The organism is Flavobacterium gyeonganense (assembly GCF_029625295.1).
Lineage (GTDB): Bacteria > Bacteroidota > Bacteroidia > Flavobacteriales > Flavobacteriaceae > Flavobacterium > Flavobacterium gyeonganense.
In genome coordinates this window covers 3,032,346-3,046,906 of the sequence record NZ_CP121112.1, presented here as the reverse complement: position 1 = coordinate 3,046,906, position 14,561 = coordinate 3,032,346, and the positions used below count along the sequence as shown (strand labels likewise).

Genomic DNA, 14,561 nt, shown 5'->3' with positions numbered 1-14,561 from the left:
ATTATAAGATATTGAACGTAGTTTTACCTACTTTATTATTGTATTTCGTAAATTACCGGAGCGGTTCTTGGCAATAAATAACTTCCAGCTCCAACAAGTTTAGTTTTAATTTCAGAAATAGTAACCTGATCTCCTCTGCCTGCTTTAGCAAGAACTGATTTACATTGTGCATTCATTTTGTTACCATTCACTACAACTGTAGGCTGACCAGCAATTTTTAAATTGAATCCAACTACATCTAAACCAACTTCAAAATCGAAATCAAGCAATTTAGCACCTATTGTAGCAATCTCTAAGTTAGATTTAGGTCCTTTAACAACACCCATCTCACCTCTAATTGTACCCGTTGGACCAGGAATCCCTTTAATTCTGAATGTTTTCTTGTCTGTAACTTTATCTCCGTTTGGTAGTGTACCTGTAACAGAAATAGTAGCCTCTGTACCTGAACCTGGGCTCATATTGTATTTACCTGGTTTACCTGCAGAATTTAATCCCGGTGCACTGGCAACAATTTTATTAGCATCAACACCAGCAAAAGAAACAGAGATTGGATTAACAACACCTCTATAAACAACATTCATTTTATCAGCAGAAATTGTAGCAGAATTTGGTCTAGGAACTACAACATATTTTCCTGAAAATTTAAGCGGAATATTTTTACCATCTTCCAAGAATGTAAATTGACCATTAATGTCTTGCTCTCCTACACCACCTGCGGTTAATGAGATAACAGCTTGACCATTAACAATTTGACCAGGTCCTTGGAATGAAGTTGGCTTAGTATTTTCATCATAACGACCTAAAACTACTTTACCGGTTACTTTTTCACCTTGGAAATATGCATTCTTATCTAAAACTACGATTGCCTGATAGTTACTGTAGGATGCAGCAGCAACAGCAGCTTTTCCTAATGCAGCACTATAAACATCTGATTCTGCTTTTTGAACATCATTTTGCCAGGCTGAAAGTTTAGCTAATGAAGCTACAGCTGGAAAACCTTTAAAGTGATAAGCCAAATACTTATCTTTCAATCCTTCTTTATTTTTAACATCAGAAACATCAAATTTCTTTTCAATTTCTGCAACTATAGCTGCATACTTTTTATCAGATAAAGCTGCTTTCATGTCAGCTTTGTATTTCTCGATTTTAGAAATGATTTCATTTCCTTTTGCAGTATATCCTTCACCTGTAAACCAGTTGTCGATATTATCTCCTTTGTCCATTGCCTCATAAGGCAATTTCCCAGTCTCTTTATCAGTTTCAAAACCTTTTAAAACATCGCCTTTTAATCCACCGATGTATGCATAAAACTCTTTTGAAGCTGATTCAACTTTATGAGCTGTAACTGCAGCAGCGGCAAATTCTCCTTTTGCCTCAGCAGCTTTTTGATCAAGTGAAGACAATAGTCCAGCATTTGTTTGCTCAGACGATGTATTTGCACTTTCAAATTTTTCATTCATTAATCCAAAAGCAGACAATACTTCTTTGGACATATTCATTGCTAACATTGCGATGAAAACCAGATACATCAGGTTAATCATCTTCTGTCTAGGGGTTAATTTTCCTCCTGCCATTTTTTTCTAATTAGTTTTTATTAATAAATTTAATATATAGTTAAAAACTAATTATCCTTTGTTACTCATTGCAGAAAGCATACCACCATAAACATTGTTTAAAGAAGCAATATTAGCAGTCATAGATTGCATTTGCTCTTTCAATTTAGATGCATTTTCAGCGATTTCTTTATTAGCGTCAGCATTTCTTGCTGCACTTTCTAACTGAACTTTATACAAGCTGTTTAATGACTCCATTTGAGCAGCAGCCATTGACAATTCTTCGCTGTATTTTTTAGTAGATGCGATAGAATCTACTGTTGGAGCAATTCCTTTAGCAGCTGATTCGAAATTTTTAATACTGTTTCCTAAGCTTGACATTAACTCTCCGTCGATTTTAGCTTCTTTAAGCATTACATCTAATTTTTGAGACAATAATCCCTGAGCGTCAGATGGAGTCTCAACTTTATCAGCTTTCTTTTTTGGCTGACCATTTGCTAATTCAGGATACACAAGAGTCCAGTCTAATTCATCTTCTACAGGTTCAAAAGCTGATAATGCAAAAATTAACGCTTCTGTAACTAATCCGACTGAAAGCATTAAGGTACCTGTTAAAGGTCCAATTTCAAAGTGAGTAATTTTGAATAATGCTCCAATAATTACTACTGCCGCTCCCATACCATAAGCGAAATTCATTGCTTTTTTACTTAATAATGCCATAATAATACTTTTTTAGGTTTTAATTTAGATTTAGATTTGGTTATTGAATTGAATTTAATTTATTTTTTACTTCCTGTAGCCTGAGTACCCATATAATCCTGTACGGTTCTGAACCCAATATAACTTCTTGCAGAATCCGCATATTCATGATCACGTGTTCCTACTTGTAAAAAGTAAGCAACATCTTTCCATGAACCACCACGAACAACTTTTCTTTGATTATTTCCATCAATCACGTTTGGATTCATGGTTGAAACATATTCATACGCATTTGGATTATAAGCCGAATCAGTCCATTCTGAAACGTTTCCTGCCATATTATACAATCCATATCCATTCATTTCATAAGATTTTGCCTCTACAGTATACAAAGCTTCATCTGCTGCATAATCTCCTCTGCTAGGTTTAAAGTTTGCCATAAAACACCCTCTGTCACTTCTTGTGTATGGACCACCCCAAGGATATGTTGCAGATTCCAGACCTCCCCTTGCAGCATACTCCCATTCAGCTTCAGTTGGCAATCTGAAAGCATTAACTAAGTCACGTCCTTTTTTCTTTGATTTTATATAACTATTTTTATTTAAAGTTCTCCAAGCACAGAAAGCCTTAGCTTGTTTCCAAGTTACCCCTACTACAGGATAATCTCCATATGCTTTATGCCAAAAATAATCATTATGCATTGGCTCATTATAAGAATAAGCAAAATCTTTAATCCAAACAGCGGTATCAGGATAAATCGGCACTTCTTCTGTTTTCACGAAGTCTTTTCGCTTACCAACTTTAGCTTTAGCAGCTGCCTGAATATCCATCCATGAATAACGAAATTTTAATTTATTCACATCAATTGTTCTCAATCCATTATAAGATTCTTCAATTGGCAAATACATTGAATCCATTACCTCAGCATAATATTCGTCTGGATAAGCTTTTGTATCTTTAATTAATTTAACTTTTTTGTTTAATTTTCTTCCAGCATAAGGATCATCTTTTGTTCCTACACTATAATAATTATCATACATATATTTATCATATGCAGTCATTTTCTCAGGCTCAGAATCATTAAATGCATAATCCGCAATACTACCCGCTTTTTTACCTGTTCCTCCAGCTGATTTTTGTCCGGTTTCATCAGCCAAAATAGCCAAACGAACTCTCATTGTGGAGTCTTTTACCCACTCTACAAACTGACGATATTCAGAATTTGTAATTTCTGTTTCATCCATATAAAAAGAACGAACTGTTACAGTTTTAGTAGGAGCATCTTCTACCGCTGCTAAATCACCATCGGATTTACCCATAATAAAAGATCCGCCTGGAATCAAAGTCATTCCATAAGGCTTTTCAGGATGCCATTTTCCTCCTTGCACACCAACTAATTCGCCTTTATCACCGGATTTACCACAGCCAATTACTAGTGTTAACATTGTCGCAAATGCAATAAACTTCTTCATATAAATTTGGGATTTCTATTCATTATTATAAGTCGTAAACGTATTTATTATTTTTTAAATAAACAATACTATATCTATATTTATTTCAGCGGTCAAAATTAATGTTAAAAAAAATAAAAAAAATATTTTATCAAGAAAGAGTTAAAAATAATAGTCGTAAAATGCAATTTTTTATGATTAATGTTTTTATTGCGGTATTTCAAAATAAAATAAAATCTTTATAAAATTAAAAATTAAGATTTTTAACAAAATACATTCATTATAAAGCGTTCTTTCGTTGTGCTTTCCACCATCTTTCCGGTAATTCCTGATTACAAGCACACAAATATTCATCATAAGAACAAGGTAACAACGTATTTCTTTTTAATTTATTGCTTCCGTTTGACAGGAATGGAATTTCGATCCACCAGCGATCTGTTTTATCGCTTTTGTAAAAAATTAATTCTTCATCTTCAAGCGGCACTATATACTTTAGATAATTTGTTCTGCTTCCAAAAGGATACTCCTTTGAACGATAATGATAACCTTCAACAAAATACCAAATTATTTGCGCAATTAAAGCTGACTCAGGTATACTGCTATTATGATTAAAGATCCCAAATGATGAAACTTTATCGCTAATTCCTGCATAACGCGCTAGAGAGCAAATCTCTTTTCCATTAAAACCGTTCGGCTCAAAAGATATGATATTTCCTGAATCCGAAGATTTTACAGAATTCAAATCGATACTAACTAAATCAGCATCCCTGAAAACAGGTTCAGCCAAAGCTATATTGTTTGAAATTTCACCTAAGCGATAAGCGTCGAAAAACAGTTTTTCAACCAAATCAATTTCTTCCTGAGAATTATAATAAGTTTGATAACCAATATTACAATAGTTAAATAGATTATTAGGCTCATCAATTATGATTTTTGTCAAATACGAATTAGAAGAAACTATTTCATTTTCTTTACCAAAATCAAATCTGTTATCTACAGAAACCATATTCACCATTTGCTCCAGATCATCATAAGCACGATACAAAGCATATGTCAAATCTTGTGAACCTCCTATAACTATAGGAATAACTTTATTTTTAATTAATGATGAAGTTACTTTTTTAAGCGCAAAATAAGTATCCTCAACTGACTCTCCGGCCAAAATATCTCCTAAATCAGCAATTGAAGCATCCCAATTACCGGGAAACATACTATAAAGTTTTTTACGAACAGCTGTCAGGTTTACTTCATTAACAATATCAATATTTCTACGATCTTCTAAAACACCGATGATAGCAATGTTTATTTTATCTATATCAGGAAACTGATCCTGAGTATGGAAAACAATTTTACTCCCCAATTCTTGAGAAGACAGAGAACTAATAAATTTTAAAACTCCTTCGCTAACTGGTTCCAGAAAATCAAATTCCATTTTTTATTTCTTTTTAGCAGCTGTTTTTTTTGCTGGTGCTTTTTTAGTCGTTGTTGCCTTTTTTGCAGTTGTTTTCTTTGCCGGCGTTTTTGCAGCAATCATCTCCTGAACCTGAGCCAGTGTTAATTTTGTAGCATCAACATCCTTACTCAATTCAATTTTGATTTTTCCCTTTAAGATTACCGAACGTCCCCAACGTGCTTTTTCAACTACAATTCCTTCTTCTTCCCAATTATGAAGAACCTTATCAATATTTTTTTGCAATTTATCTTCGATTAGTTCTTCAACATCAGCCTGAGATAAATTATCAAAATTGTATTTTTTGCTCACATTCACGAAAAGACCATTCCACTTTATAAACGGACCAAAACGCCCCACACCCTTTTGAACTGCTTCGCCTTTGTAAACTGCAATTGGCGCATCAGCAAGTGCTTTTTCGTCAATTAGTTGCTTTGCTCTTTCCTTTGTAACAGCAAGGGGATCCTCTCCTCTTGGAAGAGAAATAAAAACACTACCATGACGTACATAAGGCCCATAACGTCCGTTACTTACTTCCACTTCTTCCCCTTTATATTCTCCTAAATTTTTAGGCAGTAAAAATAAATTCAAAGCTTCTTCTAATGTAATATTTCCAATATTCTGATCCGCCATTAAACTGGCAAACTTTTTATCTTCATCATCAGCTTCCCCAATCTGCGCCATAGGGCCAAATTTCCCCAAACGAACAGATACCTGCCTTCCATCTGCATCTTTACCCAGAATCCTTTCACCGCTTTCTCTTTCCGCATTTGCCTCTACGTCCTTCACATTTGGATGAAACTTATCATAGAACTCCTGCATCATAGTTGCCCAGTCAATATTTCCTTCCGCAATTTCATCAAAATCCTGCTCTACTTTTGCTGTGAAATTATAATCAAGAATATTCCCGAAGTTTTTCACTAAGAAATCAGTAACGATAGTTCCTATATCTGTTGGAACTAATTTTCCTTTATCAGAACCAGTATTCTCTTTTAATACTTTTTCGCCCACTTTACTGTTTTGTAAAGTAAGTTGCGTATAATTACGTTCTACACCTTCAAGTGTGCCTTTTTCAACATAATTTCTGTTGATAATAGTAGAGATAGTTGGCGCGTATGTAGAAGGACGTCCAATTCCTAATTCTTCTAATTTTTTCACCAAAGAAGCTTCTGTATATCTTGCTGGCGGCCTTGAATATCTTTCAGTTGCTGTGATGTAATTATTAGCTAACTTTTCATTTACTTTTAATGCAGGCAACATTCCTTCTTGTTCTTCTTCATCATCATCGTGCCCTTCCAAATAAACTTTCAAGAAACCTTCAAAAAGCAAAACTTCTCCTGAAGCTGTAAAAATTTCACCATGATTATTGGCTTCGATTTTTACATTGGTTCTTTCTAATTGTGCATCACTCATTTGAGATGCCAATGTTCTTTTCCAGATCAAATCATATAAACGAGCCTGGTCACGGTCAATATTTACTGTATGACGCGACATATCTGTCGGACGAATTGCTTCGTGCGCTTCTTGTGCTCCCTTACTTTTGTTTGCAAAAGTTCGGGGTTTAGAAAATTCTTTTCCGTATGATTTTATAATTTCAGCTTCAGCAGCATCCATTGCATCTTTAGAAAGATTTACACTATCGGTTCTCATATAAGTAATAAGTCCTGCTTCGTATAAACGCTGAGCAAGCTGCATTGTGATTCCTACTGGCAAATACAGTTTTCTTGCTGCTTCTTGTTGCAAAGTAGAAGTTGTAAAAGGTGCTGTTGGCGATTTTTTGGTAGGTTTAGTTTCTAAATCTGCTACCTTATATATAGAACCGATGTTTTGATTTAAGAAATCTTCGGCTTCTTTTTTAGTATTGAAGTTTTTTGGCAATTTTGCTTTAAAAGCTTTTCCTGCTTCGTTTACAAATTCTGCAACTATTGAATATGTTGCAACTGCGTTAAAGTTCTGAATTTCACGTTCCCTTTCTACAATCAGACGTACAGAAACAGACTGCACACGACCAGCTGAAAGTCCGCCTTTGATTTTTCTCCACAAAACCGGAGACAATTCATAACCTACTAAACGGTCCAGAACACGTCTTGCCTGTTGTGCGTTTACTAAATTATAATCAATTTCTCTTGGATTGTCAATTGCTTTAAGAATCGCAGATTTTGTAATCTCATGAAAAACAATTCTTTTGGTCTTTTTTGTATCCAGCTTTAATTCTTCCGCTAAGTGCCATGAAATGGCTTCTCCCTCGCGGTCCTCATCGCTTGCTAACCAAACCGTTTCGGCATTCTTAGAAAGTGATTTTAGTTTCGTTACCAAGGCTTTTTTATCAGGGGAAACCTCATATTTAGGTTTAAAACCATTCTCAACATCTACCCCTATTTCCTTTGATGGTAAGTCAGCTATGTGACCATAACTTGACTCCACCTGAAAATCGCTACCGAGAAATTTCTCGATCGTTTTTGCCTTTGCAGGTGACTCCACTATTACTAAATTCTTTGCCATTTCTCTTTTTTTCTGCAACAAAAGTAGAAGTTTTTTTTAAATATCAACCCTGATAATTCATTTTTGAAGTATTTTGACAATATGATTCTAAAAATTGCAGATTTGTCTATAAACAGATTGATTATATATATAGGTATGGTTTTTAAGAGTTCATGACCGAGAAATGTACTTATTATTCCTAAATACTTTTATTTTTCTTTTTGAAAAGCTTCCAAGACAAATTTATCTGTATTTTCAAAATCTTTATTAAACAAAATTTCAAATAAACATTCTACATATTTAAACTCTTTAGTTTCATTCTCCAAGTCCTCCAAAGTGGTTATGCTATCTAAATCAATTCTTTTTTTCTAAGAAAAATTTCTTGTGTATAAATTCATTAGAAAACTCATTCTTACGGGAACAAACGACATGTATAATATAAGTACTTTCGTTATCGTAATTAATCATATATAAAGGTTCCTTTAAATTTTTAAATAGATTTTTCTTTAGCGGCTTATACTTTCCGATTTTATATGCTAATGCTTCTGAAAGATTTAAATTTCTATGTTTAAGAATATAAAAATTATTTTCAGATATTTCAAATTCGTCGCCATCTAATAAATTTAGAAAACTTAATAATGTATTATTTCGCTTAAGAAGCCTAACAGGAATATATTTTTTCCCAATTCCACTATAACAACGATCTACTAAATAATAATAGTGATTAATTTTAAACACATTTTCTCTCTCTTTTCTTAATACATTTTCATTCATTTGTACGTGATTTTATGTTAATTCACAAAGATACAGCCTCTTATAAGTATTTCCAAATTACTTAATTTCAAACACATATTTCTTCCGAAACCGAATACCATAGCCCGGATCACTTCACTATACTTTTATTTTAATTGGAGTTCAGTGAATTTCATTTGAAGTGTAAAGCCCGGAGTTAAAAAAGCAAAGTTTCCTGTTTTAAAAAAGCGACCAGCGGAAGCTCTTTTTAAAACATTAGAAACTTTGCTTTTTTAATTAGGACTTGAAACGGAAAGCCGGAAATAGCTTCTAATAAGTAAAATGTATTTGCAAAACAATGGTAACAAACGATTCTGAAAACATTGTTAATTCTTTATCTGACATCTTGTCATATTAGATTCAATTACCCTATCTTTGCACTTTGAAATTTTACAATGGAAAAGATTATTGAAGAAAGCAAACAAGGCGAAAGTCTTGTTTTAGAAAATAAACCTGAGAATACTAAAAAACTTTTTATAGAAAGTTACGGCTGTGCGATGAATTTCTCGGACAGTGAAGTCGTAGCTTCCATTTTGTCTGACGGAGGATATAACACTACTTCCGTTTTAGAAGAAGCCGATTTGGTTTTGGTTAACACTTGCTCAATTCGTGACAAAGCTGAACAAACCATTCGTAAGCGTCTTGAAAAATACAACGCGGTAAAACGCACCAATCCAAAAATGAAAGTGGGCGTTCTTGGCTGCATGGCGGAACGTTTGAAAAGTCAGTTTTTGGAAGAAGAAAAAATTGTCGATCTAGTTGTTGGTCCTGATGCTTATAAAGATCTTCCGAATTTATTGGCGGAAGTTGAAGAAGGACGTGACGCCATAAATGTAATTTTATCAAAAGAGGAAACGTATGGAGATATTTCGCCAGTTCGTTTAATGAGTAACGGAATTACAGCTTTGGTTTCAATCACTCGTGGATGTGATAATATGTGTACGTTTTGTGTTGTCCCTTTTACACGTGGACGTGAGCGTAGTCGCGAACCGCAAAGCATCATGGCTGAAATTCAGGATTTATGGAGTAAAGGCTATAAAGAAGTTACACTTTTAGGTCAAAATGTTGACAGTTACCTTTGGTATGGAGGCGGTTTGAAAAAAGATTTTGTAAACGCTTCTGAAATGCAAAAAGCAACAGCTGTAGATTTTGATCAATTACTGGAAATGGTTGCTATTGGTTTCCCAAAAATGCGTATTCGATTTTCTACTTCAAATCCTCAGGATATGCATGAAAGCATTTTGCATGTTATGGCTAAATACCCGAATATCTGTAAACACATTCACTTGCCGGTTCAGTCTGGAAGCAACAGAATTCTAAAGGAAATGAATCGCTTACATTCTCGCGAAGAATACATGGCGCTGATTGACAAAATCAGGGCAATTGTTCCGGAAGCTTCAATTTCTCAGGATATGATTGCCGGTTTCCCAACAGAAACTGAAGAAGATCACCAAGATACAATGAGTTTGATGGAATATGTAAAATATAATTTCGGTTATATGTATTCGTATTCTGAACGTCCAGGAACTCTCGCCGGAAGAAAAATGGAAGATGATGTTCCGGAAGAAACCAAAGCCAGAAGATTACAGGAAATTGTGGATTTGCAGCAGAAACACGCCTGGTTTAGAAGTGAGGAATTCGTTGGGAAAACAGTTGAAGTTTTAGTTGAAAAAGTCTCTAAAAAATCGGAAGACGAATTTTCTGGAAGAAATTCTCAAAGCATTACAGTGGTTTTCCCGAAAGAGAATTATAAAATTGGGGATTTTGTAAACGTAAAAATCACAAGTTGTACAAGTGGAACTCTTAAAGGTGAAGCTGTGGGATATTCTGAAATGAATTAATTTTTTTAACCGCAAATTTCACAAATTTTCACAAATTATTCTTTATGAATGCTACAACTGAATATTATTATAAAAAAGAGGAGAACTACCAAATAGTAGGCATCTGTATGGAAGTACACAGATTATTAGGTCCAGGTTTACTCGAAATTGTATATAAAGATGCATTAGAAGTCGAATTCAAAAATCATAGAATTCCATATCAACGAGAAAAGGAATTTGCAATTGAATATAAAGGAGTTATTTTGCCTCATAAATTTTATGCCGATTTTGTAATTTATGATGACATCATTTTAGAAGTGAAATCTGTAAAAGAAATATGCAATGATCATCTCGCACAGACCTTAAATTATATGAAAATAGCTGATACCCCTGTTGGAATAATCGCAAACTTTCAAAATAAATCATTAATACATAAACGATTAATAAATTCATAAAACAAATTTGCGCTAATTTGCGTAATTTGTGGTTAATTAATAAACAATTATAATTAATCTAAAAGTATTCACCGAATTAAAAGAATCTGTGCTAATCACTTTAATCTGTGACAAAATAAAATATAAGCCTAACGTTTTAAGGTTAAACTTTAAACATGAAACCTGAAACAAATAAAAAACTTGAAACAAAACACAAATGGAAACAGTTCAGGCAATAAAACAACGATTTGAGATTATAGGTAATGATCCAAAGTTAAATCGTGCTATCGAAAAAGCCATTCAGGTTGCTCCAACTGATATTTCGGTTATGGTGACTGGGGAAAGTGGTGTTGGTAAAGAAAATATTCCTAGAATTATACACTCGCTTTCGCACAGAAAGCATGGTAAATATATTGCCGTAAACTGCGGAGCTATTCCGGAAGGAACAATTGACAGTGAGCTTTTTGGCCATGAAAAAGGTGCTTTTACAGGTGCTACAAGTACACGTGAAGGTTATTTTGAAGTGGCTGACGGCGGAACAATTTTTCTTGATGAAGTTGGCGAATTGCCACTAACCACTCAGGTTAGATTACTCCGTGTTCTGGAAAATGGTGAATTTATAAAAGTAGGTTCATCTCAGGTTCAAAAAACGAATGTGAGAATTGTTGCTGCAACTAATGTTAATTTGTTCAACGCCATCGAAAAAGGAAAATTTCGTGAGGATTTGTATTATCGTCTAAGTACTGTCGAGATTACATTACCGCCTTTACGCGAAAGAAACGAAGACATTCATTTATTGTTCCGAAAGTTTGTAGCCGATTTTGCCCATAAATACAAAATGCCGCCTTTGAGACTGGATGATGGTGCAATTCAGCTTTTACAGAAATTCAGATGGAGCGGAAATATTCGTCAGCTTCGAAATGTAGCGGAACAGATTTCAGTATTAGAAACCAATCGTGATATTAATCTTGCGACTTTACAATCTTATCTACCTGCCGAAGGAAGCAACCTGCCTTCTGTAATCAGCGACAGCAAAAAAGAAAGTGACTTCAGCACTGAAAGGGATATATTATATAAGGTTCTTTTTGATATGAAAAGCGACCTGAATGATTTGAAAAAACTCACTTTAGAACTCATGAAAAATGGTTCGTCAAAAGGTCAGGATATTAATCCAAATTTGATTCAGAAAATATATGGCAATCAGCAGAACGATAGCGAAATTGATTTTGAAGAAGAACCAAGAACTGCTGTAATGGCACCGACAACACATGAAGATAGTTATCACATACAAGATCACAATAATTATTTAGACGCTGAAACGATTGAAGAAGAAGAAATTTTACGTTTAGAACAAAAAGAAATCGAAATGATTAAAAAGTCATTAGAGAAAAACAAAGGAAAACGAAAAGCTGCTGCTGATGAATTAGGCATTTCTGAAAGAACATTGTATAGAAAAATTAAACAATTCGATTTGTAATTAACCTCAAAGACGCAAAATGTTTTAAACGAAAATGAATATCTTTGAGCCAGATGTCAGCGAACTGGCAAAGCAACTCTTAAAATAAAAAATGAAAAACTTAAAATATATTTTAATTCTGTTAATCGCTACAACCTTTAGCAGTTGTTCTATATATAATTTCACAGGTACCGGACAGATCGATGGAAAAACATTTCAGGTAAATTTTTTCAGAATAATGCTGATTTGATTGAACCAGGAATCGACAGACAGTTTACATTGGCTTTACAGGATTTGATCATGAATCAAACCAATTTAAACCTGGTTACTGTGAATGGTGATTTGCTTTATGAGGGAGAAATCATAGACTACAGGATCACCCCAATGACAGCAACAGCAGACCAGCAGGCTTCTCAAAACCGCTTAACAATTCGTGTAAATGTTCGCTTTTCAAATAGAAAGAAGGAAACAGATGATTTTGAAAAAACATTTGAATTTTATCATGATTATCCAGCCCAATCACAGCTAGTAGGAACCGTTTTAAATGAAGCCCTCAAAGATATTTTTGAAAGAATTACACAAGACATTTTTAATGAGTCATTGGCAAAATGGTAATTTTTGCGTTAATTCTTAAAATAGCTAATTAAACAACATACAACGATTAAAGAATAAATAATGAACGTAACTAATTATACTTATCTAATCAACAAACCTGATGCTATAACAGAAAAGCAGACAGAAGCATTAGGAAGTGTTTTAATTGAATTTCCTTATTTTCAAAGCGCCCGCGCATTGCGATTAAAAGGACTTTATAATCAAAACAGCTTTAAGTATAATTACGCTTTAAAAGTTACAGCTGCCCATACATCAGATCGTTCAGTTCTATTTGACTTCATTACCTCTGAGACTTTCACTTCCATTCAGGGAGAATTTTACGACCGTAAACTTAGAGATCTTTTAAACATAACCGTTTTTGACAGTGAAATTGTATTAGCAGAAGAAAAAAAGAAACTGGCAGAACTTCGTATTGATCCTGTTGAAAAGTCTATACTAGATTCAATTAAGGAAGCTACAACTATAACAACATTTGAAGAACCTGTAAAAGGTAAAGAAAAAACAATTGAACCTGTTTCCGAACAATCAATTTTAGACTCTTTTGAAGAAGTCACAAACGTGACTTTTAAGGAGCCTGTAAAAATAGAAGAAAAATCAATTGAGCCCGTTTCTGAACAAGCCATTTTAGATTCTTTTAAAGAAATAACAGACACTACTTTTGAAGAGGCTGTAAAAATTGAAGACAATCCAATTGATTCCATTATTGAGCAGCCAACATTAGAGTCTTTTAAAGAAGTAGTTCCAACTATTGAAGAAACACCAGTTATTGAACCTATACCTGTTAAAAAGGAAGGAATAAGAACTTTTTTTGAGGAAATTGTAGAGGAGGAAATTTTAGAAGAACTTCCTGAAGTAAGAGTTGAACCCATTGAAAAGTCCATATATAATTCATTACAAGAAGCTACAACAGTTATTTTTGAAGAAGTTACTGCTGAACAACCAAAAGAAACTGAAGTATCTGAAACAATAAAAACGGCCGAGGAAAATCTGGAAATAGGAAAACCGTTGGATTTTTCAGTTAATGAAAAACATTCTTTCCAGGAATGGTTGCAATTAGCAAGACCAGAACCAATTGACAGGACAAATGAAGGTCCGATAGAAGCTGCAAAGACAGAAACAAATGTTGAAAACATAGTCGAAAACGAAATGATTGACGAAGAAAAAAAGAAAAAAGCAGAAATAATCGATAAGTTCATCGAAACAAATCCCAAAATTTCACCTATAAAACAAACCGCAATAAATCCTGCGGTACAACTTGACTCAAATAAGGAAGATAATTCTTATTTAATGACAGAAACCCTGGCGAGAGTATATTTGGAGCAAAAAAAATACACAAAGGCAATACAAGCATATGAAATATTAATTTTGAAATATCCGGAAAAAATTACTTTCTTTGCAGACCGCATATCAGACATAAAGATTTTACAACAAAATAACAATAACAATAATTAAGTAATGAGCACATTTTCAATTTTTTTAGTTTTAATCACAATAGTTTGTTTTCTATTGATTATAGTAATTATGGTCCAAAATCCTAAAGGTGGAGGATTATCATCTACAATTAGCGGAACTCAAATGTTAGGTGGAGTACAAAAAACAACAGACTTTTTAGACAAAAGCACCTGGACATTAGCGACTATTTTGATTGCTTTAATTTTGCTTTCAAGTTTAAGTTTTACAGGATCACTGAGTGATACTGATTCTAAAATTATTGAAAAAACAGAAGCGCCTGCTGCTACTACACCAGCTGCTCCGGCTCAGGAAACTCCTGCTCCTGCAACTCCAGCAGCTAAATAATAATTTACAAAAT

At 33.8% G+C, this 14,561-nt stretch carries 11 protein-coding genes and 1 pseudogene; 6 read left to right on the top strand and 6 right to left on the bottom strand.

The genetic code is table 11. The features are described from left to right. Positions 1 to 35 precede the first annotated feature (35 nt). The 6 genes from porM to P5P89_RS13320 all read right to left on the bottom strand — a co-directional run bounded on the left by porM (position 36) and on the right by P5P89_RS13320 (position 8,408). Positions 36 to 1,574 carry a type IX secretion system motor protein PorM/GldM gene (gene porM, locus P5P89_RS13345; protein ID WP_223678842.1) on the bottom strand — a complete coding sequence of 513 codons (1,539 nt, stop codon included), beginning with the start codon at positions 1,572 to 1,574 and terminating at the stop codon, positions 36 to 38. A gap of 51 nt (positions 1,575 to 1,625) precedes the next feature. Continuing rightward, complete coding sequence (gene porL, locus P5P89_RS13340) at positions 1,626 to 2,273, bottom strand: type IX secretion system motor protein PorL/GldL (protein WP_278008770.1); 648 nt, start codon at positions 2,271 to 2,273, stop codon at positions 1,626 to 1,628. A gap of 59 nt (positions 2,274 to 2,332) precedes the next feature. Beyond that, entirely contained in the window at positions 2,333 to 3,724 is a 1,392-nt protein-coding gene (gene porK / locus P5P89_RS13335) for a T9SS ring complex lipoprotein PorK/GldK (protein ID WP_269234823.1), read from the bottom strand. Between the two features lie 259 nt (positions 3,725 to 3,983). Next, positions 3,984 to 5,135: a formimidoylglutamase gene (locus tag P5P89_RS13330; protein WP_278008768.1), complete on the bottom strand. Its 1,152-nt coding sequence runs from the start codon at positions 5,133 to 5,135 to the stop codon at positions 3,984 to 3,986. 3 nt (positions 5,136 to 5,138) lie between these two features. Continuing rightward, the gene (topA, locus tag P5P89_RS13325; protein WP_278008767.1) at positions 5,139 to 7,655 is read right to left on the bottom strand and encodes a type I DNA topoisomerase; all 2,517 of its coding nucleotides are present in this window, start codon (positions 7,653 to 7,655) and stop codon (positions 5,139 to 5,141) included. Positions 7,656 to 7,988: 333 nt separating this feature from the next. Next, a complete protein-coding gene (locus tag P5P89_RS13320) occupies positions 7,989 to 8,408 on the bottom strand; it encodes a hypothetical protein (RefSeq protein WP_278008766.1) in 420 nt (139 codons plus the stop codon). A 413-nt stretch (positions 8,409 to 8,821) separates the two neighbouring features. Between P5P89_RS13320 and miaB the strand changes: the two genes are divergently transcribed. The 6 genes and pseudogenes from miaB (at position 8,822) to secG (ending at position 14,548) form a co-directional block, all read left to right on the top strand. Continuing rightward, entirely contained in the window at positions 8,822 to 10,267 is a 1,446-nt protein-coding gene (gene miaB / locus P5P89_RS13315; RefSeq protein WP_278008765.1) for a tRNA (N6-isopentenyl adenosine(37)-C2)-methylthiotransferase MiaB, read from the top strand. Between the two features lie 44 nt (positions 10,268 to 10,311). Continuing rightward, a complete protein-coding gene (locus P5P89_RS13310; RefSeq protein WP_278008764.1) occupies positions 10,312 to 10,701 on the top strand; it encodes a GxxExxY protein in 390 nt (129 codons plus the stop codon). Between the two features lie 196 nt (positions 10,702 to 10,897). Further along, complete coding sequence (locus tag P5P89_RS13305; protein ID WP_278008763.1) at positions 10,898 to 12,157, top strand: sigma-54 interaction domain-containing protein; 1,260 nt, start codon at positions 10,898 to 10,900, stop codon at positions 12,155 to 12,157. Positions 12,158 to 12,248: 91 nt separating this feature from the next. Next, a pseudogene (locus P5P89_RS13300) lies at positions 12,249 to 12,751 on the top strand (LptE family protein). Positions 12,752 to 12,811: 60 nt separating this feature from the next. Next, the gene (locus P5P89_RS13295; protein ID WP_278008762.1) at positions 12,812 to 14,203 is read left to right on the top strand and encodes a tetratricopeptide repeat protein; all 1,392 of its coding nucleotides are present in this window, start codon (positions 12,812 to 12,814) and stop codon (positions 14,201 to 14,203) included. A gap of 3 nt (positions 14,204 to 14,206) precedes the next feature. Continuing rightward, complete coding sequence (secG, locus tag P5P89_RS13290; protein WP_278008761.1) at positions 14,207 to 14,548, top strand: preprotein translocase subunit SecG; 342 nt, start codon at positions 14,207 to 14,209, stop codon at positions 14,546 to 14,548. Positions 14,549 to 14,561 lie beyond the last annotated feature (13 nt).